This is a genomic window from Bradyrhizobium manausense (assembly GCF_018131105.1).
Lineage (GTDB): Bacteria > Pseudomonadota > Alphaproteobacteria > Rhizobiales > Xanthobacteraceae > Bradyrhizobium > Bradyrhizobium manausense_B.
Window position 1 is genome coordinate 420,415 of sequence record NZ_JAFCJI010000002.1, and the last position, 20,049, is coordinate 440,463.

Annotated in this window: 22 protein-coding genes; 15 read left to right on the plus strand and 7 right to left on the minus strand. The window is 64.6% G+C overall.

What is annotated here, in order from left to right:
• Positions 1 to 6: 6 nt before the first annotated feature.
• Positions 7 to 1,038 carry a TRAP transporter substrate-binding protein gene (locus tag JQ631_RS22270; protein ID WP_212329204.1) on the minus strand — a complete coding sequence of 344 codons (1,032 nt, stop codon included), beginning with the start codon at positions 1,036 to 1,038 and terminating at the stop codon, positions 7 to 9.
• 333 nt (positions 1,039 to 1,371) lie between these two features.
• Positions 1,372 to 1,815 carry a DoxX family protein gene (locus JQ631_RS22275; RefSeq protein ID WP_212329205.1) on the minus strand — a complete coding sequence of 148 codons (444 nt, stop codon included), beginning with the start codon at positions 1,813 to 1,815 and terminating at the stop codon, positions 1,372 to 1,374.
• Positions 1,816 to 1,910: 95 nt separating this feature from the next.
• On the opposite strand from JQ631_RS22275, the gene JQ631_RS22280 reads away from it, so the two are divergent.
• From JQ631_RS22280 to JQ631_RS22295, 4 genes are all read left to right on the plus strand, one after another.
• Entirely contained in the window at positions 1,911 to 2,831 is a 921-nt protein-coding gene (locus JQ631_RS22280; protein ID WP_212329206.1) for a LysR family transcriptional regulator, read from the plus strand.
• 141 nt (positions 2,832 to 2,972) lie between these two features.
• Positions 2,973 to 4,454, plus strand: coding sequence for a caspase family protein (locus JQ631_RS22285; RefSeq protein ID WP_212329207.1), 1,482 nt, complete (start codon positions 2,973 to 2,975; stop codon positions 4,452 to 4,454).
• A gap of 151 nt (positions 4,455 to 4,605) precedes the next feature.
• Entirely contained in the window at positions 4,606 to 6,273 is a 1,668-nt protein-coding gene (locus tag JQ631_RS22290) for a SulP family inorganic anion transporter (RefSeq protein WP_212329208.1), read from the plus strand.
• Positions 6,274 to 6,365: 92 nt separating this feature from the next.
• On the plus strand, positions 6,366 to 7,343 hold the full coding sequence (locus JQ631_RS22295) for an ABC transporter substrate-binding protein (RefSeq protein WP_212329209.1): 978 nt from the start codon (positions 6,366 to 6,368) through the stop codon (positions 7,341 to 7,343).
• A 77-nt stretch (positions 7,344 to 7,420) separates the two neighbouring features.
• Here JQ631_RS22295 and JQ631_RS22300 read toward each other — a convergent pair whose 3' ends face one another.
• On the minus strand, positions 7,421 to 7,780 hold the full coding sequence (locus JQ631_RS22300; protein ID WP_212331520.1) for a hypothetical protein: 360 nt from the start codon (positions 7,778 to 7,780) through the stop codon (positions 7,421 to 7,423).
• A 104-nt stretch (positions 7,781 to 7,884) separates the two neighbouring features.
• Positions 7,885 to 8,946, minus strand: coding sequence for a Spy/CpxP family protein refolding chaperone (locus JQ631_RS22305; protein WP_249160882.1), 1,062 nt, complete (start codon positions 8,944 to 8,946; stop codon positions 7,885 to 7,887).
• Positions 8,947 to 9,000: 54 nt separating this feature from the next.
• Here JQ631_RS22305 and JQ631_RS32355 point away from each other — a divergent pair, with 54 nt between their 5' ends.
• Complete coding sequence (locus JQ631_RS32355) at positions 9,001 to 9,315, plus strand: hypothetical protein (RefSeq protein WP_249160884.1); 315 nt, start codon at positions 9,001 to 9,003, stop codon at positions 9,313 to 9,315.
• Here JQ631_RS32355 and JQ631_RS22310 read toward each other — a convergent pair.
• Entirely contained in the window at positions 9,284 to 10,708 is a 1,425-nt protein-coding gene (locus JQ631_RS22310) for an FAD-binding oxidoreductase (protein WP_212329218.1), read from the minus strand. The two genes, JQ631_RS32355 and JQ631_RS22310, sit on opposite strands and share 32 nt — an antisense overlap.
• Positions 10,709 to 10,795: 87 nt before the next feature.
• On the opposite strand from JQ631_RS22310, the gene JQ631_RS22315 reads away from it, so the two are divergent.
• Entirely contained in the window at positions 10,796 to 11,302 is a 507-nt protein-coding gene (locus tag JQ631_RS22315) for a thioesterase family protein (protein WP_212329220.1), read from the plus strand.
• Between the two features lie 3 nt (positions 11,303 to 11,305).
• Here JQ631_RS22315 and JQ631_RS22320 read toward each other — a convergent pair whose 3' ends face one another.
• Positions 11,306 to 11,476, minus strand: coding sequence for a DUF1328 domain-containing protein (locus tag JQ631_RS22320; protein WP_045006173.1), 171 nt, complete (start codon positions 11,474 to 11,476; stop codon positions 11,306 to 11,308).
• Positions 11,477 to 11,716: 240 nt separating this feature from the next.
• Between JQ631_RS22320 and JQ631_RS22325 the strand changes: the two genes are divergently transcribed.
• From JQ631_RS22325 to JQ631_RS22360, 8 genes are all read left to right on the plus strand, one after another.
• Complete coding sequence (locus JQ631_RS22325) at positions 11,717 to 14,329, plus strand: ATP-dependent helicase (protein ID WP_212329222.1); 2,613 nt, start codon at positions 11,717 to 11,719, stop codon at positions 14,327 to 14,329.
• Positions 14,330 to 14,336: 7 nt separating this feature from the next.
• The gene (locus JQ631_RS22330; protein ID WP_212329224.1) at positions 14,337 to 14,624 is read left to right on the plus strand and encodes a type II toxin-antitoxin system HicB family antitoxin; all 288 of its coding nucleotides are present in this window, start codon (positions 14,337 to 14,339) and stop codon (positions 14,622 to 14,624) included.
• 99 nt (positions 14,625 to 14,723) lie between these two features.
• On the plus strand, positions 14,724 to 15,140 hold the full coding sequence (locus tag JQ631_RS22335) for a hypothetical protein (RefSeq protein WP_212329226.1): 417 nt from the start codon (positions 14,724 to 14,726) through the stop codon (positions 15,138 to 15,140).
• Positions 15,140 to 15,805: an OmpA family protein gene (locus tag JQ631_RS22340; protein WP_212331522.1), complete on the plus strand. Its 666-nt coding sequence runs from the start codon at positions 15,140 to 15,142 to the stop codon at positions 15,803 to 15,805. Before JQ631_RS22335 ends, JQ631_RS22340 begins: the two co-directional genes overlap by 1 nt.
• 172 nt (positions 15,806 to 15,977) lie before the next feature.
• Entirely contained in the window at positions 15,978 to 16,496 is a 519-nt protein-coding gene (locus JQ631_RS22345) for an Mpo1 family 2-hydroxy fatty acid dioxygenase (protein ID WP_212329228.1), read from the plus strand.
• 29 nt (positions 16,497 to 16,525) lie between these two features.
• A complete protein-coding gene (locus tag JQ631_RS22350; RefSeq protein ID WP_212329230.1) occupies positions 16,526 to 17,557 on the plus strand; it encodes an NAD-dependent epimerase/dehydratase family protein in 1,032 nt (343 codons plus the stop codon).
• A gap of 31 nt (positions 17,558 to 17,588) precedes the next feature.
• Positions 17,589 to 18,215, plus strand: coding sequence for a methyltransferase family protein (locus JQ631_RS22355; RefSeq protein ID WP_212329232.1), 627 nt, complete (start codon positions 17,589 to 17,591; stop codon positions 18,213 to 18,215).
• Between the two features lie 80 nt (positions 18,216 to 18,295).
• Entirely contained in the window at positions 18,296 to 18,505 is a 210-nt protein-coding gene (locus JQ631_RS22360; RefSeq protein ID WP_212329234.1) for a hypothetical protein, read from the plus strand.
• Between the two features lie 9 nt (positions 18,506 to 18,514).
• On the opposite strand, the gene JQ631_RS22365 is transcribed toward JQ631_RS22360, so the two are convergent.
• The gene (locus tag JQ631_RS22365; RefSeq protein WP_212329236.1) at positions 18,515 to 18,745 is read right to left on the minus strand and encodes a hypothetical protein; all 231 of its coding nucleotides are present in this window, start codon (positions 18,743 to 18,745) and stop codon (positions 18,515 to 18,517) included.
• Between JQ631_RS22365 and JQ631_RS22370 the strand changes: the two genes are divergently transcribed.
• Positions 18,744 to 20,048, plus strand: a complete 1,305-nt coding sequence (locus tag JQ631_RS22370) for a PQQ-dependent sugar dehydrogenase (protein ID WP_212329238.1) — start codon at positions 18,744 to 18,746, stop codon at positions 20,046 to 20,048. The genes JQ631_RS22365 and JQ631_RS22370 overlap by 2 nt on opposite strands.
• The last annotated feature ends 1 nt before the right edge of the window (position 20,049 follow it).

Consider the following 20,049-nt stretch of genomic DNA (forward strand, 5'->3'; position numbering starts at 1 on the left):
GCCATCTCAGGCTTGTGTCGAACGAATGATGTCGATGACGGCCTTGGACTCGGGCCGCGCCTTGATGAAGTTATCGATCTGCGGCGCGACGCGCTTCTTGAACGCCTCGCGGTCGCATTCGGCCACCGTCACGCCCTTCTCGGTCAGAGCCGCCAGCGCCTCCTTCTCGACCGCAAGCCCATGGGCTCGCGTGTCGGCCGCGGCCTTCTTCGCGGCATCGAGGAAGCCTTCACGCAGCTTCGGATCCATGCGGTTGAAGGTCATGTCGCTGAAGTAGATCGCGAGCGGCGAGAAATTGTGCTGCGTCAGCGCGTAGAATTTTGCGGTTTCATAGAACTTGCTGGCGAGGATCGTCGGCGGATCGTGCTCGAGACCGTCGAGCACGCCCGCCTGCAGCGCCGTGTAGATTTCGCCGAACGCCAGCGGCGTTGCGGCGGCGCCCATCAATCGCAGGCATTCGGTGATGACAGGATTGGGCAGGGTGCGGATCTTGAGGCCGGCGAGATCCTCCGGGGTCTTCACGGGCTTCTTGGCAAATACGCTGCGCGAGCCGAAATTATAGGCCCAGGCGACGATGCGGATGTTGCTGCCCTTGAGCAGCGCATCCTCGATCGGCTTTGCGGCACCGGCGTCGAACGCCTTCGTCTGCTGCGGGAAGCTCGCGAACAGGAAGCCGAGATCGTAGGTGCCGACCAGTGGCACCAGATTGGCCGAGATCGACGAGCCCGATACCATGAGATCTATGACGCCGAGCTTCACCGAATTGATGACGTCGATTTCCTGACCGAGCTGGTTGTCCGGGAAGAAGGCAACCTCGACCTGCTCGCCGAGCCCGTTGCCCTTCAGATTCTTCACGAGGTTGTCGTAATAGACGCGCCCGTTGGCGAACTTGGGATCGTTCGGCAGCGAGGACGAGCATTTCAGCTTCAGCGTCGCCGCTTCAGCGCGGCCGATGATGGCGGGAGAGAGCACGAGGCCGGCGGTCAACGCCGTCGACGACTTGATGAAAGTGCGACGGCTGACAGGCACGATAGTCATGGTGTCTCTCCCCAAGATTTTTGTTCGCAGCCGCAGTCGTTGCCACAGCTTGTTGCGCAGACTGTATGGCCAAAGCGGCGGGGCAGGCAAGGCTTGCGGCCGGCGCGATGCGGGCGCGCAAGCGGCAGGCGCGCCGGCACGGATTGCGACGGAACGCCTATGTTTACCGATGTTTTTGATCGTGCCGCATCGCGGCCAAACGTCGGCTATGCAAGATTGACGCAGATCGATCCAATTCAGGTATGGATCAATGCCGAACGCAGATGAATGGGCACGCAGCAAAAGCTGCGGGACCGAAATCCCGCAGCTCTATCAATCCAGCGATAGATGAGATCAGCGCGACGGCGCCGCGCTCAGCTGTCCGCTCGCCGCCTCGACGTCGCGCGAGGGCCGCAGCGCGAAGGCGCCATCGCCGAGCAGCGCCTGCGCGACCAGCGCGATCGCCCAGAAGGCGGGATATTCCCAGCCGCCCTTCGGGTTGGTGAAAAAGAAACCGGCCGCACCGTGCACGGTGAAGATCGCGCCGAGCAGGATCGGGATGCCGGCGATCGCTGCCCAGCGGGTCCAGACGCCGAGGATCAGGGCAATGCCGCTGAGAACCTCCACTGATATCACGAGGTAGGCGAGCTCGGGCGGAAAGCCGAGGCTGCCGAAGAACTTTGCGGTCCCGGCGGGGGTAAAAACGAGCAATTTCAGGCCGGCATGGGCCAGGAACAACGCGCCCAAGGTCACGCGCAACACCAGCGCGGCATAGGGAGCGGTACGGGAATCGATCATGGCGGTCTCCATTGTTCGCAGACCTATGATCTATTCTCGGGAGAATGATAATCTGCTAATCTGGAAAAATACTTCACACCAATAGAGTGAGATAGATGCTCGACCGCCTGACCAGCCTGGAAGTCTTCGCCAAGGTTGCGGCGAACGGCAGCCTGTCCGGCGCGGCCCGGACGATGGGCCTGTCCCAGACCATGGTGACCAAGCACGTCGCCTCGCTGGAGGCGCGACTTGGCATCAAGCTGTTCCACCGCACCACGCGGCGGCTGTCGATCACCGAGGCCGGCCGCCTCTATCTGGAATCCTCCGAGCGGATCCTCTCCGACATGGAAACGGCGGACGCGGCGGTCGCGCGCGAGCGCGTCGAGCCGCGCGGATCGTTGCGGGTCAACGTGCCCGTCGTATTCGGCACACGGCAGATTGCGCCGCTCATCGCCGACTTCTCGGAACGGCACCCTGAAGTCACGATCGAACTCGGCCTCAATGATCGTCTCGTCGATCTCGCCGAAGAAGGCTGGGACCTCGCGATCCGCATCGGCCGCCTGCGCGACTCCAGCATGGTGGCGCGAAAGCTGGCGCCGAACCGCCTGGTCGTCTGCGCCGCGCCCTCCTATCTGGCGAAGCACGGCACGCCGCGAAGCGTCGCCGAGCTCGCCGCGCATAATTGTCTCGGCTACACGCTCTCGCAGCAGGCAAGCGCGGCGGAATGGCTGTTCGGTGCGGACGGCGAGATTCGCGTCCAGGTGTCCGGAAATTTGCGCGCCAACAATGGCGATGCGCTGCGCGCGGCGACGCTCGCCGGCCTAGGCCTCGCGCGGCAGCCGACCTTCATCATCGCCGATGATTTGCGCTCCGGCACGCTGGTCGCGTTGCCGCTCGACCAGCCGGAGATCCAGTCCTCGGCGGTGCATGCGGTCTACCTGCCCGATCGCCGGCCGCCGGCGAAGGTGCGCGCCTTCATCGATTTCCTCGCCGCGCGCTTTGGGCCAGAGCCACCCTGGGATCGTGGACTATTTTGACATCGGCATGACGCTTCGGCTCAGGCAGAGGCGCTGCCCCATTTTGCCGCACGCACATACGTGAGATAGCACACAGACAGAGCAATGGCGGACGACTAGAAAAGGTGACATCCTCGCGTTATTTCCGATGGAGGTGACACCATGCGCCGTCCAGTCCTTTGTCATTTGATCCTTGCCTCAGCCCTGCTTGCACTCACCCAGTTGATGATGCCGACACAGGCCGCGGCCGAAGCGCGGCTTGCGCTGGTGATCGGCCAATCCGCCTATCGCACGGTGCCGACATTGCCGAACGCCTCCAATGATGCCAAGGGTATGGCCGAGATGCTCGGCAATGCCGGCTTCAACGTCACCGCGGCGCCGAATCTCTCACAGAACGAGATGCGCCAGGCGATCTCGGATTTCGCCGAGAAGGTCAGCGCCAGCGGCGCCGACACCGTCGCACTGGTGTTCTACGCAGGCCACGGCCTCCAGATCGACGGCGAGAATTATCTTGTGCCTGTCGATCTCGATCCCAAGCGCGAGGCCGACATTCCGCTGCAGGGCGTGCGACTGAACGATCTGCTCAACACGCTCGGCGCGCTGCCGACGCGGGCGCGCATCTTCATGCTCGACGCCTGCCGCAACAACCCGTTCCCGGCGCTCTCCGGCGCCGGCCACGGACTTGCCATCGTCGACACTAAGGCCGGAGCGCCCGGCTCCTTCATTTCGTTTTCGACCTCGCCCGGAGCCGAAGCCGAGGACGGCTCAGGGGCCGACAGTCCCTACACCACGGCCGCGCTGACGGTTGCCAAGCAACCGAACATCCCGATCGAGGAAGTGTTCAAGCGCATCCGCATCGCGGTGGCGCAATCGACCGACGGGCGACAGATCCCGTGGGAAAGCTCGTCCCTGACGACCGACTTCAAATTCTTCGGCGACAGCAGCGGTCAGCCGCCTGTGCCGGGCGCAAACGCGATGGCGCTTGCGAGCACCCCGCGCAGCGTCGCGGACTGGCGCAAGGATTTGCAGGGCAAGGACTCCAAGGTCGCCTATGACCTCGTGATCGCCGACGACAGCGTGGAGGCCTATCAGGCCTATATCGAGCTGTACGCGCAGGACGTCCGCACGCCGCGCGTGCGCACGGTGGTGGAGCGTCGACGCCAGATGCTGGCGTGGGACCGCGCGGTGGCGATCAACACCCGTGCTTCCTACGAAGCCTATCTGGCGAACTGGAACGCCAGCGATCTCGCCGCGACCGCGCGCCGGCTGCTGCTCCGTGTACAGAACCGCAACTACGTCTTGCCGGTTGCCGCCACAGCGGTCCCGGTCGCCGTCGCAATGGCGCCGACCTGTCCGTGCTCGGCACCGACGCCGGCAACGCCGATCAACCCGACGGTTGCGCCCATCATCAAGAAGCGCGTCGACGACACTCCGCCCAAGCGCAAGGTCGTCGACACGCCGCCGAAGCGCCGTCCGCCGCCTGATGAAGTCGTCGAACGCGCACCGCCGCAAGGACCACCGCCCGCCGCGATCATGGAAGGTATCGGCATCGGTGTCGGGCTTGGCATGGGAATGGGCATGGGCGGCGGAGGCCGTGGCGGAGGGATGGGACACGGCGACTACGGTCGTGGCACCAGATACTGAGGCCGCCGCACTGCGATAGACACAGATGTCCGCAAGCATCGCTTGCGGACATTTCTGTTGACGGGACAGTGCCGCCGCTGTCTGCCGCCCTGCAATCCGGAAATGCTGTAGTCTGACCGACCGACACGCACCTTCCGGGGATTCGACGCCGATGCCAAACAACGCCCACGCCAAAGGCTCATGGCCTCTGTTCAACTCGCTTGCGTCCTATTCCCTGCCCGGCGATCTCATGGCGGGGCTGACGCTCGCGGCCATCGCGATCCCCGAGCAGATGGCGACCGCACGGCTCGGCGGCTTCGCGCCGCAGATCGGCTTCTTCGCCTTCATGGCGGGCTCGCTCGGCTTTGCGCTGCTCGGCGGCAACCGCTTCCTGTCCTGCGGCGCCGATTCCACGATCACGCCAATTTTTGCCGGCGGGCTTGCGGCGCTCGCCACTGCCGGCTCGCCCGAATATCAGGGGCTCGCGATCGCGCTGGCCTTGATGGTCGGCGCGATGATGCTGGCCGGCGGCGCGTTTCGGCTCGGCGGCATCGCCAATCTGTTGTCGATGCCGGTGATGGTCGGCTTCCTCGCCGGCATCTCCGTCCACATCATCGTGTCGCAATTGCCGGGCGTGCTTGGACTGGAATCGCCTGGTGGCCCGACGCTCGATCGCATCGGCGTGCTCGCGACCGAGATCGGCCGCACCAATCCCATCACATTCTGCATCGGCTTCGGCGTGCTGGCAGTGGTCTTCATCTCCGAGAAGATCAGCGCCAAAATTCCGGGCGCGCTGATCGGGCTCGTCGGCGCGACGCTGGCGACGATCGCGCTTGGTCTCGAGAGCAGGGGCGTCAACGTCGTCGGCACGGTGCCGGGCACGCTGCCGCGGCCGACCTTCCCTGATCTTGCGCCGGAGCTCTGGATACGGCTGGTGCCGCTCGCTTTCGTGGTGACCGTGGTGGTCATGGTACAGACCGCGGCCACCACGCGGTCCTTCCCGTCCGATCCCGACAAGCCCGCCGATGTCGACCGCGACTTCCTCGGCGCCGGCGCCGGCAGCGTGCTGTCAGGCCTGTTCGGCGCATTTCCGGTCAATGCCAGCCCGCCGCGCACGGGCATCGTCGCCGAGACCGGCGGACAATCGCAGCTCGCAGGCCTCGCGGCGGCCGTCATCGTGCTGTTGTTGCTCGCGTTCGGGACGGGATTGCTGCGCCACGTCCCGGATGCAGCCCTTGGCGGCATCCTGCTGTTCGTGGCGCTGCGGATCATCCGCATCAAGCAGATCGTCACGATCTATCGCCAATCCTTCAGCGAATTCCTCCTGATCGTCGCCACCGCGGCGCTGATCATCGTGCTGCCGATCCAGCAGGGCGCATTCCTCGGCATCGTCCTGTCGCTGCTGCACGGCATCTGGAGCACGACCCGCGCGCGGCTGGTCGAGTTCGAGCGCGTGCCTGGCACCACGATCTGGTGGCCGGCGCACCCGCACCTCACCGGCGAGCGCGTCAATGGCGTCGCCGTGATCGGGCTCCAGGCACCGCTGTCTTTCCTCAACGCGCCGGGCTTTCGCAACGATGTAAGCAAGGTGATCACGACAGACGCGCCGCAACTGCTGGTGCTGGAGGCGAGCGGCATGGTCGAGATCGACTTCACCGCCGCGCAGATCCTGCTCGACGTCTTCAAGGTGTGCAACGCGCAAGGCGTCACGGTCGCTTTGGCGCGGCTGGAATCTGTGCGCGCGCAGGACGCCTTCGAGCGCTTCAAATTGTTCGATGTCCTGCCGAAGGAGCACGTCTTCCACAGCGTGGACGAGGCCGTGCACAGACTGGCGAAGTAGAGCGTTCGACCGATCGTCGAATGATCTATCCCGCGGGTTCCAGTGTGCTAGCCTGCACGGCTTGAGATGCTCGGCCTTATCCTGGAAGTGACATGAAGCGACGAGGGTTCATCACGCTGCTTGGGGGCGCGACGGTTGCATGCACAGTCGCAGCGCGCGGGCAATCGACAAAACGGCCGACCATTGGTTTCCTGGGAACGGTTGCACAATCATCTTGGACCCGGTCCATCGCCTCGTTCGAAGCGAGGCTGCGCGAACATGGTTGGATTGAAGGTCGCAATGTTGCTGCCATCGATTATCGCTGGGCAGACGGGCGAAACGATAGGATCGCCGAAATTGCCGCGGAGTTCGTCCGTCAGAAGGTTGATATCATTGTGACCGGAGGAAACGCGGTCCTCGCGCTCAAGAAGCTGACGTCCACCATTCCGATCGTGTTCGCCGTGGCCGTGGATCCGGTTGGCAGCGGCTTCGTCGACAATTTGTCCAGACCTGGAGCCAACGTGACCGGCTTGTCAATCCAGGGGCCCGATCTTGCAGGCAAACGAACCGAGCTTTTGCGGGAAGTAGTCCCCGGTCTCCAAGGGCTGGCTGTGATGGCCAACGTTGCCTATCCGGCCGCGAAGCAAGAGTTGGCCGAGGTTCAGGCCGCAGCGCGCGCCCTTGGCGTCAAGGTGGTCGCACTGGAAATCCGCGGCGAGCAGGATATCACGCCTGCGTTCGAAGGACTGAAGGGACGAGCCGAAGCGGTCTACATCGCGAGCGAAGCGCTGGTTGACGCCAGACAAGTTACGATCAACGAGCTGGCTTTGAACGCGCGGCTGCCGACCATCTGGGGTGTCAGTGGTGGTGTCCGAAGTGGCGGGCTCATGTCGTACGGACCGAGCCTTCCGGCCCTGTTCCGCCGGGCGGCCGACTACGTCGATCAGATATTACGCGGGGCCAAGCCGGCCAATCTACCAGTTGAACAGCCGACCAAATTCGAGCTCGTAATCAACTTGAAGACCGCGAAAGCATTGGGGCTGAACGTGTCACCCGCGCTGCTCGCCCGCACCGACGAAGTGATTGAATAGGACTATTTGCAAGGCTGCGTTCGCGGCCTTCCGCTCCCCATCGCCCCTGCCCGGACCCGGCTTTGCGAGTCCTCGCCCTAAACCAGCGTCGGATGATCCCGCTGCACCGTTTCGCGGATCCAGCTGGCATGGATCGCGCGAAACAGGATCTGCGCCGTCTTGAGGTCGTTCGCCGCCATGCAGAGATTGACGATGCGATGCACTGCGTCGTCGCGCATCAGGCCATCGGAGATCTTCATCGCGATCTCCATCGCGACTTTCGCTGCGCGCTCATAGCGCGCGCTCTCGCTCTTGTCGTTACGCGCATATCCCGCGGCGCTCTGGGCCGCAGCGTCACAGATGGCGCGGATGCGCGCGGCGGCTTCGATGTCGCCGAGCGGCCATTCGATCTTTTCGTCCCATATGTCCGCCGGCTTCCGCTTCGCGAACCACTTCATCGCGCCACCACCCGCGGTCTTCCGCATCAGGCCCGCTCAGCATAGAGAGACCGATCGAGATCGGCGAGACGATTTTTTACATCACACTCCTTGGCCGGGCCGGTTCAGGAGGTTCGACGCGGTCCGATGGCTTCGAATTGTGCCTTCTGCTCGTCGTTGAGCGTGTTGTAAAAATCCTCCAACGCCGCGCGAACCGACTTGACGCCGTCGAGCATCACGTCGAGCCGCTTGCGGACCGCTGCCATGCGCGCCGGCGGCGTCATCACGTCGCCAGGCTGACACGCTGCCTTCAGAGATGCGCTGACCTTGGCACTGGTATCCTGGAGCACTTGCAGCGCTGCGCGCTGGGTGTCGTTGGGATGAAGCCTCGCCTCAAGGTCGGCACTAGGCCAGTCGAGCGCAGCGGGCGCACCGCAGCCCTGGACCAGCGACGTCCCGGCCTTGCCGGATGCTGTGACGCGCCGCTGGTCTTCAGCCAGCGCATTGAAGCGCGCCTTCTGCTCGTCGGCGAGTGGGCCGTAGAATTTATCCAGGGCGGGTTGAACAAGATCGACGGCCTTCTCCATCGCCTCGATGCGCAGTTGCATCGCCGCCAGCCGTCCCGGCGCGGTCGCCGCGACTTGCGTCGGGCAGGAGGCACGGATCATCCCGGCCGCATCCATCGAGGCGTTGCCTAGCTCGTCGAGGCTTGCGCCTTGCGCTTCGGTCGGCTGCACCGCTGCGGCGATCTGATCGATCGGCAGACCGACGATTTCGCGGCGGTCGCTGCCGCAGAGCTGATCCAGCGCAACACCACGCGCTTGCCGACGCCCCTGCTGTCGCGGCGCCAGATAGGTCGACAAACCGTCGTAACCGTAGGGCCCGAACAAGCCGGCATAGATGTCCGGATAGCCATAACCCCAGAAGCCGAGACCGTCGCCCCAGATCGTGTAGTCGTAGAGATCGTTGTACGCGAACGGCCAGAACAGCGGTCCGACCCAGCCATAACCGCCTCCTGTATGTTGCCACCATCCGCTGCTCGCACCGTGCCAGCCGGCGAGTGCCGCCGCCGCAGCGATTTGGGCGCGCGCCGCCGGGTTGCCGATCAGACGGCCGTTGCGAAACACACTGGAGTGCAGATTGAACCCATTGCGGAAATTCGCACGACGGACGGATGCATTGCGCATCTGACCGAAGTTCGGACCGCCATGTCGAGCGCCTCTCGCAAAGCGAGGCCCGCCATGATGCCCGCCGCCATGCGCGTGCCCACCACCGTGTCCGCCGCCATGATGGCCACCGCCATGCCCGCCGCCGTGACCACCACCATGGCCACCACCGTGCCCGCCTTTACCCAGAGCCGCGCCCGCCAGCATGCAGGCAACCGCCATCACGGCAATTCCAATGACCGGTCGCAACATCGCACCCTCCCGCAGAGCCGCGCCATTGAGGCATCGGAAATTGTCGGGAATTGGAACCAGCATGGCCGCCGAAAGTTCCGCGAGCGCGACGCGGCAATGCCGCGCGCTACGCCTGCGGCACGATCTTGCCGGGGTTGAAAATATTTTGCGGATCGAGTGCCTTTTTCAGCGCACGCATCGCGTCCAGTGCTTCGGGGCCGAGCTCGGCCTTGAGATATTTTTGCTTGCCCTGGCCGATGCCGTGCTCGCCGGTGCAGGTTCCGTCCATCGCCTGCGCGCGCTCGACCAGGCGATGCATGAACTCCTCGCCGCGCGCCATCTCGGCCGCATCGTTGGTGTCACACACCAGCGAGCAGTGGAAATTGCCGTCGCCGACATGACCGACGATCGGCGACAACAGATTGAGCCGCTTGAGATCCTCCTCGGTCTCGCTGACGCAATCGGCAAGGCGCGAAATCGGCACGCAAACGTCGGTTGCGACCACGCCGATGCTGTCGCCGGGACGCAGCGCCTTGACGGACCAGTACGCATCGTGCCGCGCCTGCCACAGTTTGGTGCGATCCTCCGGCTTGGTGGTCCACGAAAAATCGCCGCCGCCGCACTCCCTGGCGATCTCGCCGAAAGCCTTTGACTGCTCGGCGACCTCGATCTCGCTGCCGTGGAATTCCATCAGCAGCAGCGGCGTCTCCGGCAGCGTCAGCTTCGAATAGGCGTTGCAGGCCTTCACCTGCGCAGCGTTGAGCAGCTCGATGCGCGCCACGGGAATGCCGGTCTGGATCGCCAGGATGACGGCCTGACACGCCCCATGCACGGTCTCGAACGACACCGCGCCGGCCGCGATCGTGTCAGGGATGCCGCGCAGCCGAATGGTCAACTCGGAGATGATGCCGAGTGTGCCCTCGGCGCCGACGAACAGATGCGTCAGATCGTAGCCGGCCGACGACTTCTTCGCGCGCGTGCCCGTGGTGATGATCTCGCCGTCGCCGCGCACCACTTTCAACGCCAGCACGCTGTCGCGCATGGTGCCGTAGCGCACCGCGTTGGTGCCGGAGGCCCGGGTCGAGGCCATGCCGCCGAGCGAGGCGTCCGCGCCGGGATCGATCGGGAAGAACAGGCCCTGGTCGCGCAGGTGCTCGTTGAGCGCCTTGCGGGTGACGCCGGGCTGGATCACGCAGTCGAGGTCCTCGGCGTGCACCGCGAGCACCTTGTTCATGTCGCGCAAATCGATCGAGATGCCGCCGGCGGGCGCGTTGACCTGGCCCTCGAGCGAGGTGCCGGTGCCGAAAGGAATCACGGGCACACCGTTTTTCGCACAGATGCGCACCACATCCTGGATGTCGGCGGTCTCCTGCGCCATCACCACGCCGTCAGGCGGCTGGTTGACGATCCATGTGGTGGTGTGGCCGTGCTGCTCGCGGACGGCCTGCGAGGTGATGAGGCGATTGCCGAAGCGTGCGGCAAGCTGCTCCAAGGCGCTTGCAAGGGCTTTCGGCTCGACCCGCGGCGGATTATTGGTGATAGCAGTACCCACGGATAGTCCTCCCGACAGAAGAAACCGTGGCAAAGGACATCTCACCGGTCAAGTCAAGGGACCGGACGCATAGCCAGGGAATGAGACATGCCGGAGAGTGCCGCCGCAGCCGCCACGCCTGAGCCGTTCCGCTCCTCGATCATGCAGATCGAGCCGCAATGGATCGACTATAACGGCCATCTCAACATGGCCTATTACAACGTGATGTTCGACCGGGCGATCGACCAGATGTGGCTGCAACTCGGGATCGGGCCCACGTACATGAAGGAGCGCAACGGCTCGACCTTCACGGCCGAATGCCACGTGCGCTATCTGCGCGAGATCCATCTTGGAGATCCCGTGCAAGTCTCTGTCTGGCTGCTGGAAGCGGACGACAAGCGCCTGCACACCTTCCAGGAGCTGCGGCACGCGACCGAAGGCTGGCTGTCGGCCACCTCCGAGAACATGTCGCTGCACATCGACATGGGCTCACGCAAAGTCGCGGCATTCCCGCCCGACATCCGCGAGCGCATTACGACCGTGGTCAAGTCTCACAGCGCCGTCACACGGCCCGAGGGCATCGGGCGGAACGTAGCGATGCCCTCGAAGCGGTAGCCGCTAGATCCTGCGGCCGCGGGCGAGGCCGACCACGGCCGAGACCAGGAACAGGACCACCGCGACGAAGAAGATGATCTTGGCGATTTCGATCGACGCGCCGGCAAGGCCGCCAAAGCCCAGGATACCGGCGATCAGTGCGATAACCAGAAACGTCACTACCCAGCTCAGCATGGTCAAAACCTCTGTTTCGATGTCTGTCTGCGATCGGCGCGGCTGAGGCGCCTCACTTGCAGAAACAATCGCCATCTCGGAACATTGGTTCCGGCCGCGAGGGGCTGGAAATTCGCCTGACAGGCCGGAACAAATCGGCCCTCCGCGCACGTGGAAAACCCGACACGGCCGCCCCATATAGGCATCAATCCCTGTTAAGAAGGCTCCCTTCCACCACCCCGCGGTGCCATCGTGGGGCCAATGATTCGCATGACCGAGCCGACCAAGATCAGCAGCGTTCCCGACCACCAGCCCGCAGCCGGCGGCATCGCCGCGCGTGCGCGCGCCTCGGTAGGTCCGAAATACCTCACCGGGCTCAATCCGGAGCAGCGCGACGCCGTGGAGACGCTGGATGGCCCGGTCCTGGTGCTGGCCGGCGCCGGCACCGGCAAGACCCGCGTCCTCACCACCCGCATCGCCCATATCCTGAGCCAGGGCCGCGCCCGCCCCGCCGAGATCCTGTCGGTGACCTTCACCAACAAGGCCGCGCGCGAGATGAAGCACCGGCTCGGCCAGATGCTGGGCCAGGCGGTCGAGGGCATGCCGTGGCTCGGCACCTTCCACTCCATCGGCGGCCGCATCCTGCGCACCCATGCGGAGCTGGCGCAGCTCAAGTCGAATTTCACCGTACTCGACACCGACGACCAGGTCCGGCTGTTGAAGCAATTGCTGCAGGCCGACAACATCGACGACAAGCGCTGGCCCGCGCGCATGCTGGCCGGCCTGATCGACGGCTGGAAGAACCGCGGCCTGACGCCGTCGCAGGTGCCGTCGGGCGAAGCTGCCGTCTTCGCCAACGGCAAGGGCGGCAAGCTTTATGCGAGCTACCAGGAGCGGTTAAAGATCTTGAACGCGGCGGATTTCGGCGATCTGCTGCTTGAAGACATCCGGATCTTCCGCGAGCATCCGGATATCCTTCGGCAGTATCAGCAGCGCTTCAAATTCATCCTGGTGGACGAGTATCAAGACACCAACGTCGCGCAATATCTGTGGCTGCGGCTGCTGTCGCAGGCGCCCTCTTCCACCTCTCCCCGCCTGCGGGGAGAGGTCGCAGCGCGAAGCGATGCGAGTGAGGAGAACTCTCCGCAGACCGCGCTCGTGGAGACTCCCCCTCATTCCGACCTTCTCAGTGCGAGTGAAGCTCGTCACACCCCCGCAAGCGGAGAGGAGCAGAAGTCCCACGTCAAAAACATCTGCTGCGTCGGCGACGACGACCAGTCGATCTATGGCTGGCGCGGCGCCGAGGTCGACAACATCCTGCGCTTCGAGCATGATTTTCCCGGGGCCAAGGTCATCCGCCTCGAGCGCAACTACCGCTCGACCGGCCACATCCTCGCCGCCGCCTCGCACCTGATCGCGCATAACGAAGGCCGGCTCGGCAAGACGCTGCGCACCGAGGACCAGGACGGCGAGAAGGTCACGGTCACGGGCTCGTGGGATTCGGAAGAAGAAGCCCGCGGCATCGGCGAGGAGATCGAGCAGATCCAGCGCCAGGGCGATAAGCTCAACGAGGTCGCGATCCTGGTGCGCGCGTCCTACCAGATGCGCGAGTTCGAAGACCGCTTCGTCACGCTCGGCCTGCCCTATCGCGTCATCGGCGGCCCGCGCTTCTACGAGCGCGCCGAAATTCGCGATGCGCTCGCCTATCTGCGCGTCATCAATTCGCCGGCCGACGACCTCGCCTTCGAGCGCATCGTCAACGTACCCAAGCGCGGCCTTGGCGACGCCACCGTGCAGATGCTGCACGACCACGCCCGCAAGCGCCGCATTCCCTTGTTCGAAGCCGCGCGCGCCGTGGTCGAGACCGACGAGTTGAAGCCGAAGGCGCGCGGATCCTTGCGGGATGTCGTTGCCCAGTTCGACCGCTGGCGGGCCCAGCGCGAGGTCACTGCACATACGGATCTCGCCCAGATCGTGCTCGACGAGAGCGGCTACACCGAGATGTGGCAGAAGGACCGTTCGGCGGATGCCGCGGGCCGGCTGGAGAACCTGAAAGAGCTCGTGCGCTCGATGGAAGAGTTCGAGAACCTGCAAGGATTCCTCGAGCACATCTCGCTGGTGATGGACCGCGACAGCGGCGCCGACGAAGACGCGGTGTCGCTGATGACGCTGCATTCGGCCAAGGGCCTCGAATTCGACAACGTGTTCCTGCCAGGCTGGGAGGAAGGCCTGTTTCCGAGCCAGCGTACGCTCGACGAGCAGGGCCGCGCCGGTTTGGAAGAAGAGCGACGGCTCGGCCATGTCGGCCTGACCCGCGCACGGCGTCGCGCTATGATCTATTTCGCGACCAACCGGCGCATCCATGGCACCTGGTCGACCACGATCCCCTCGCGCTTTCTCGACGAATTGCCGGCGGCCAATGTCGAGATCACGGAATCCAAGGGTGGCTCGGCCTGGGGCGGCACCGGCGGCTACGGCGCCTCGCGCTTCGACGACATGGAAGCCTTCGGCTCGACCTATGCGACGCCGGGCTGGCAGCGTGCCCAGGCCAACCGCAATCGCGGCGGCGGCCGCAATGGCGGTGGTGGCAGAAGCGGCGGCTTCGAGGAAGAGGCCGCAACATTCTCATCGTCTTCGTCTTCAGGCCCCGATTTCGGCAGCTTCTCGTCGCGTCGCCGCGGTCCCCTGACGATCGAAGGCGAACTGGTCGCCAAATCGACCGGCACGACGTCGGAATTCTCGCTCTCCGACCGCGTCTTCCACCAGAAATTCGGCTATGGCCGCATCACCAAGATCGACGGCAACAAGCTCACCATCGCCTTCGACAAGGCCGGCGAGAAGAAGGTCGTGGACAGCTTCGTCCAGCGGGCGTGAGCCCGCCATGCCCCACTACGTTGCCATCATCGAAGACAATGGCCCCGACGACGTCAGCCTGTGGTTTCCGGACCTGCCCGGCTGCATCTCCGGCGGCGACGACGTCGACGAGGCCCTGGAGAGCGCGTCCGAGGCGATCGCATTCTATGCGGAGGAGCTGACCGAGGACGGCCGCCAGCTTCCGCCGCCGCGGACATTGGACGAACTCAAGGCCGATCCCGATTTTGCCGACGACATCAGGAACCATACGGCCGTCCTGATCGAATTTCCGCCCAGCGACAACGCCCAAGAGTGAGGGCCGAGTGAGGACTGTTCGCCGCACTCGCCAGACTCTCGACAGTCCCGGAGCGAACAGCCCTTGACCATGGCGAACTTCCCCGTATCAGATGCAACCATGGTCCGGGGCTCCATCACACTGATCGTGCTTGCATTGGGGATGCCGTCGCTAGCGACGGCGGAAACCATGAGCTTTGGCGATTCGATCGGGCTGCTGGCCAAGAGCTGCGGAGCGGAAATCGTCGCCAATTGCCGCGGCGTCAATCCAGACTCGACCCGCCTGAAGGAATGCCTGTCCCGCAATCGGGATGCGCTCTCCCAACAGTGCCAAAGCGATTATCTTGCCGCGTTCGACGCCATCCAGAAGCGCATCGCCGCCCGCGTCACGGTCGCGAACGCCTGCCAGCGCGAGATCGTCAAGGTTTGCGGCGGCTCGACCAAGGAGACCAGCAAGTCGGTCCCCTGCCTGATCTCGACTCCCAAGGGCATCAGCAACAACTGCTTGAAGGCCGTCGACGACGCGGGGTATCGATGATGCGCGCCATCGGGCACCTCGCCACCGGGATCGGCTTCGCATTGGGCCTCGCTCTGCTTGCCGGCCCGGCCGGGGCGCAGACGGCCCCGACCCGCGACGACATCATCGGCAAGCTCAATCGCTTCGAGGAGACCCCCGAGGTCGACTTCCCAGCGTTGAAGCAGCAGGTGATGGAGCGGGCCAAGGCCAGGATCAAGAACGATCCGGGTCCGGTGAACCGGCCGCTGATCGCCCCTGACCTCGCCAAGCTGCCCGCCTTCAACGCCCAAATCCAGTTCGACGCCGACACGCCGATCATCCAGCCGGAGTCCTACCAGACCGTCGGCCGCATCGCCGACGCGCTGGTTCACGCTTCGCTGCTTCCCTACACGTTCCTGATCGTCGGCCATGTCGAGTCCAATTCGAAGACGCGGGAGGCCAACGCGATCCTGAGCCAGCGCCGGGCTGACGCGATCCGCGACGTGCTGGTGAACACGTTCAAGATTTCGACCAAGCGGCTCCAGCCGATCGGCCTCGGCGAGGAGCAGTTCCTCGACCGCACCAAGCCGACCTCGGCCGTCAACGGTCAGTTGCAAATCCTGACCTTTGCCAAGGTGCCCGATGAAGCACCCCGTCCCGCGGCAGCACCTGCGCCTGCGACGAAAAAGCCCGCCAAGAGACATTGAGCGCGCGACCGTCGCGCCCGCCGGAACTCTTTGAAGTTCTGTCCATTTTGTGAAGTGTCTCACAGCGCGACATTGCAGCTTTGCGCGACAATAGTGCCGGTTTGTGCACTGCCCTATCCGGTGCTATAGGCTGTCTTCGCCCTTCCCCGACCCTGTGCCGCACGAGACCAAGATGGCTGGCTATTTTCAACGCCAACTGGCCGATTATGTCGAATACCATCGCGATCCCTGGAATTGCGCGATGCATGTGGTCGGCATTCTCCTGCTCTTCACCGGCGCGACGCTGCCGCTGACGCGGGTCGCTTTTCCGATGTTCGGGGTCGAGGTGAGCCTGGCGGTGATTTTGGCGCTGCCCGTGCTGGTATACTGGCTGATGCTGGACGCCGGGGTCGGCTTCGGCATCCTCGTGTCGATGATCGTGCTACTTTGGGTCGCAACCTCGATCGGCAATCAGGTCTCAACCGCCATGATGTGGTCGATTTTTGCGGTGCTGATCGGGCTTGGTGTCGCGGCACAGATCGTTGGCCACAGGGTATTCGAGGAGCGGCAGCCGTCGATGGTCGACCACCCCACGCATTTTCTGCTTGGACCAATGTTCGTTATGGCAAAATTATTCATTGCATTGGGCTTCCGTCGCGACCTTGCCGCGATTCTGGTGCCTGTTCAGACCAATTCCCTTTCAACCCGATAGCTCTAGAAGCGAAACAGCAAACCTTCTGCATGGCTCTCGTACTGGTTACCGGTGGCAGCGGCTTCATCGGACATCATCTCGTAGAAGTGCTCCGCGCCCGTGGGCAGCGGGTGCGCGTGCTCGATGTTCGCCCGCCAGCCACACCGAACGCTGACGTCGAATATGTGCACGGCTCGGTGCTTGATGGCACCGCGGTCGATGCCGCGATGTCGGGAGCCGATCAGGTCTATCACCTCGCCGGCCTGCCCGGCATGTGGGTCGCCAACAAGCAGGACTTCCACGACGTCAATTTCCGCGGCACCGAGGTCGTGCTCGGGGCTGCGATGAAGCGCAATGTGTCGCGCTTCCTGCACTGCTCGACGGAATCGATCCTGTTCCCTTATGCGAGCCTCAATGGCGTTGCCGCCGAGGAGGCGCTCCAACCAGCCGACGCGATGCCGGGCGCCTATACGCGCTCGAAGTCGCTCGCCGAGCATCATGCCGCGAAGGCCGCTGCCGCCGGCTTCCCGCTCGTGATCGGCACGCCGACCATGCCGATCGGCGCCGCGGACCACAATCTGACGCCACCGACGGCGATGCTCTGGTACTTCCTTCAGAAGAAGGTGCAGCCGCATCTCGACTTCCTGGTCAATATCGTCGACGTCCGCGACGTCGCCATGGGCCTCGTGCTGACGATGGAACGCGGCCGCCTCGGCCAGCGCTACATCCTCGGCGGCGACTGTGTCCGGCTCGGCCAGATCCTGCGGATGATGTCGGCGATGAGCGGCCGGCGGCAATATCCCGTCGTCGTTCCCGGCAAGATTGCCGAGCTCTCCGCCATCATGCTCGAATCGATCTCCGATCGCATCACGCGCCGCCCGCCGAACGGCACCGCCGAGGGCGTGCGCATCGCGCTTGCCGCGAGCGACCTCTCGATCGGCAAGGCGCGCACCGAGCTCGGCTATGCGCCGCGCCCGATCGAGCCGGTGCTGCGCGAAACCATCACCCATCTGCTCGCCCGCAACGGCCAGCAGCCCTCCGGCGCCATCAAGCATCACGCGCTCTCATCGCGCGCGAGCTAGGCCCGCCGCCCAAACCAAAGAACCTTCCCGCATGTCCTTCGATTTCAGCAAGCTTCTCTCCGTGGCCTGGGGTGGCTGGACCACAACCTGGCCGACTGAACTGCTGGCCCTGATCTGGGTCGCCTTTCTCGCCAGCTGGGTCGGCGCTTCGTTCTGGCAGGGCCGGACCAAGAAGCAGGTCATGACGCTGGAGTCGCAGCGCTATCGCCTGCCGATCCTGATCGGCGGCATCCTGTACACGCCCTGGATCGCACAGGCTCTGGGCTGGAAGCCGCTCTGGGTGCTCGGCAACACCGGCATCGCCATCGCCGCGCTTCTCTCGATCGGCGGCATCGCCTTCGCCTGGTGGGGCCGGCTGCATCTCGGAAAATTCTGGTCCAACACCATCACCCACAAGGAAGACCACCGCGTCATCGACACCGGCCCCTACGGCCTCGTGCGTCACCCGATCTACACGGGACTGATCTTCGGCATGCTCGTCACCGGCATTGCGATCGGCCTGGTCACGACGATCCTCGGCGCCATCCTGATCTCGCTCGGCATGTGGCAGAAGGGCCGGATGGAAGAGGTGTTCCTCTCCAAGGAGCTCGGCGAAGACGCCTATGGCGCCTATTGCCGCCGCGTGCCGATGATCATTCCGTTCCTGTCGCCGCGGTGATAGCGCGGAACCAGCCAGGAACCGCCCCTCCGCTCGCCTGTTAGCCCTCGACACCTGCATCAGCCGCAGAGCATCGAGCCATGTCGGACGCCTACGATTATTTTCGCGCGCACGCGATTGCGGCGGTCCTCAAGGCGCGGGCGCTGCCGCCGGGGCGGCCGAAGCTGAAACAGCGCATAGTGGCGCGCGTCTATCATCTCCTGTCCAAGGAGGCCGCGCTCACCCCGAACGTCCATCACCTCGACGATTTCAGGCACGCCCGACGGCTGGAGCGGCAGGTCCGGCGCTGATCTCGTCGCCTATGCAAATTCGATCAGCAGCCATTCCACGGGAATAGACGCCGCGCGAGTTCCGCCCCGGTTGACCTTTTGACCGCTACCCAGTTGGATGCGCGCGCAAAAGGCACGACGGCATTCCATCGTCGATCTGGAGAGATCGGCGGTCATGCGGAGACTAGCTTCCTGGCCCGCGCGGGGCTTGGTGCGATCCGGCGTTCGATGTGCCGCAGGGTTCGACAGGGGCTTCATCATGACTTTTTCGAGTATCTTCGCGCAGTTCGTCGCAGTCCTCGGCGGCGCCGCACTGCAATGGCGGAAGCTGACCGGCACCGAGGCCGCGCCGGCCTGGGGCCAGGCACCGGCCATTCCTGACGCCAAGCCGCAAGGCGCGATCCCGACCCTGAAGATGCCGACCGCACGTGGCTGGAGCCAGGGCCAGAAGCCGACGGTCGCGCCCGGGCTCAAGGTCAACGCGTTCGCAACAGACCTCGATCATCCGCGCTGGATCGAGGTGCTGCCCAATGGCGACGTGCTGATCGCGGAAGCGACGCAGATCGCTGGCCCCCCGCGCAGCGTGTTCCACTACGCGATGCAGGCGACGATGCGCCGCGCAGCAGCGCTCGGCGTGTCCGCCAACCGCATCACGCTGTTGCGCGACAAGGACGGCGACGGTGTCGCCGAAGTCCGCGGCGCCTTCATGGAGAACCTCAACCAGCCGTTCGGCATGGCGCTGGTCGGCGACACCTTTTATGTCGGCAACACCGACGGCGTGATGGCATTTCCTTACGTCGCCAACGCCGACCGCATCACCGCGCCGGGCAAGCGGCTTGCCACGTTCAAGCCGAGCGGCCACTGGACGCGCAGCCTGCTCGCAAGCCCCGACGGCAAGAAGCTCTATGCCGGCGTCGGATCGCTCAGCAACATTGCCGAGACGGGCATGGAGGTCGAGGAAGGTCGCGCCGCTGTCTACGAACTCGACCTCGCCGCCGGCACGCATCGCATCTTCGGCGCGGGCCTGCGCAACCCGGTCGGGCTTGCATGGGAGCCGAATACGAACGTGCTCTGGACTGTCGTCAACGAGCGCGACGGCCTCGGTGACGAGACGCCGCCCGACTATCTGACCTCGGTGCGCGACGGCGGCTTCTACGGCTGGCCCTATTGCTATTGGGGCAAGACGGTGGACGACCGCGTGCCGCAGGATGCGGCGATGGTCGCCAAGGCGCTTCAACCGGACTACGCGCTCGGCGGCCACACTGCGTCACTCGGCCTCTGCTGGATGCCCGCAGGGACCTTGCCCGGCTTCCCGGACGGCATGGTGATCGGCCAGCACGGCTCTTGGAATCGCAGCAAGCTGTCCGGCTACAAGCTGGTGTTCATCCCGTTCGAGAGCGGAAAGCCGTCCGGCCCCGGTCGCGACATCTTGTCCGGCTTCCTCTCCCCGGACGAGAAGGAATCCTACGGCCGCCCGGTCGGCGTCGTGATCGGCCCCGACAGGAAGTCGCTGCTGATGGCAGACGACGTCGGCAACGTGATCTGGCGCGTGACGGCTGCTTAAA

Bases quoted from the DNA above. Each gene is read 5' to 3' on its own strand.
- JQ631_RS22270 (WP_212329204.1), bottom strand. From the start codon at position 1,038: ATGACTATCGTGCCTGTCAGCCGTCGCACTTTCATCAAGTCGTCGACG.
- JQ631_RS22275 (WP_212329205.1), bottom strand. From the start codon at position 1,815: ATGATCGATTCCCGTACCGCTCCCTATGCCGCGCTGGTGTTGCGCGTG.
- JQ631_RS22280 (WP_212329206.1), top strand. From the start codon at position 1,911: ATGCTCGACCGCCTGACCAGCCTGGAAGTCTTCGCCAAGGTTGCGGCG.
- JQ631_RS22285 (WP_212329207.1), top strand. From the start codon at position 2,973: ATGCGCCGTCCAGTCCTTTGTCATTTGATCCTTGCCTCAGCCCTGCTT.
- JQ631_RS22290 (WP_212329208.1), top strand. From the start codon at position 4,606: ATGCCAAACAACGCCCACGCCAAAGGCTCATGGCCTCTGTTCAACTCG.
- JQ631_RS22295 (WP_212329209.1), top strand. From the start codon at position 6,366: ATGAAGCGACGAGGGTTCATCACGCTGCTTGGGGGCGCGACGGTTGCA.
- JQ631_RS22300 (WP_212331520.1), bottom strand. From the start codon at position 7,780: ATGAAGTGGTTCGCGAAGCGGAAGCCGGCGGACATATGGGACGAAAAG.
- JQ631_RS22305 (WP_249160882.1), bottom strand. From the start codon at position 8,946: ATGCGCAATGCATCCGTCCGTCGTGCGAATTTCCGCAATGGGTTCAAT.
- JQ631_RS32355 (WP_249160884.1), top strand. From the start codon at position 9,001: ATGATGCCCGCCGCCATGCGCGTGCCCACCACCGTGTCCGCCGCCATG.
- JQ631_RS22315 (WP_212329220.1), top strand. From the start codon at position 10,796: ATGCCGGAGAGTGCCGCCGCAGCCGCCACGCCTGAGCCGTTCCGCTCC.
- JQ631_RS22320 (WP_045006173.1), bottom strand. From the start codon at position 11,476: ATGCTGAGCTGGGTAGTGACGTTTCTGGTTATCGCACTGATCGCCGGT.
- JQ631_RS22325 (WP_212329222.1), top strand. From the start codon at position 11,717: ATGATTCGCATGACCGAGCCGACCAAGATCAGCAGCGTTCCCGACCAC.
- JQ631_RS22330 (WP_212329224.1), top strand. From the start codon at position 14,337: ATGCCCCACTACGTTGCCATCATCGAAGACAATGGCCCCGACGACGTC.
- JQ631_RS22335 (WP_212329226.1), top strand. From the start codon at position 14,724: ATGGTCCGGGGCTCCATCACACTGATCGTGCTTGCATTGGGGATGCCG.
- JQ631_RS22340 (WP_212331522.1), top strand. From the start codon at position 15,140: ATGCGCGCCATCGGGCACCTCGCCACCGGGATCGGCTTCGCATTGGGC.
- JQ631_RS22345 (WP_212329228.1), top strand. From the start codon at position 15,978: ATGGCTGGCTATTTTCAACGCCAACTGGCCGATTATGTCGAATACCAT.
- JQ631_RS22350 (WP_212329230.1), top strand. From the start codon at position 16,526: ATGGCTCTCGTACTGGTTACCGGTGGCAGCGGCTTCATCGGACATCAT.
- JQ631_RS22355 (WP_212329232.1), top strand. From the start codon at position 17,589: ATGTCCTTCGATTTCAGCAAGCTTCTCTCCGTGGCCTGGGGTGGCTGG.
- JQ631_RS22360 (WP_212329234.1), top strand. From the start codon at position 18,296: ATGTCGGACGCCTACGATTATTTTCGCGCGCACGCGATTGCGGCGGTC.
- JQ631_RS22370 (WP_212329238.1), top strand. From the start codon at position 18,744: ATGACTTTTTCGAGTATCTTCGCGCAGTTCGTCGCAGTCCTCGGCGGC.
- JQ631_RS22365 (WP_212329236.1), bottom strand. From the start codon at position 18,745: ATGATGAAGCCCCTGTCGAACCCTGCGGCACATCGAACGCCGGATCGC.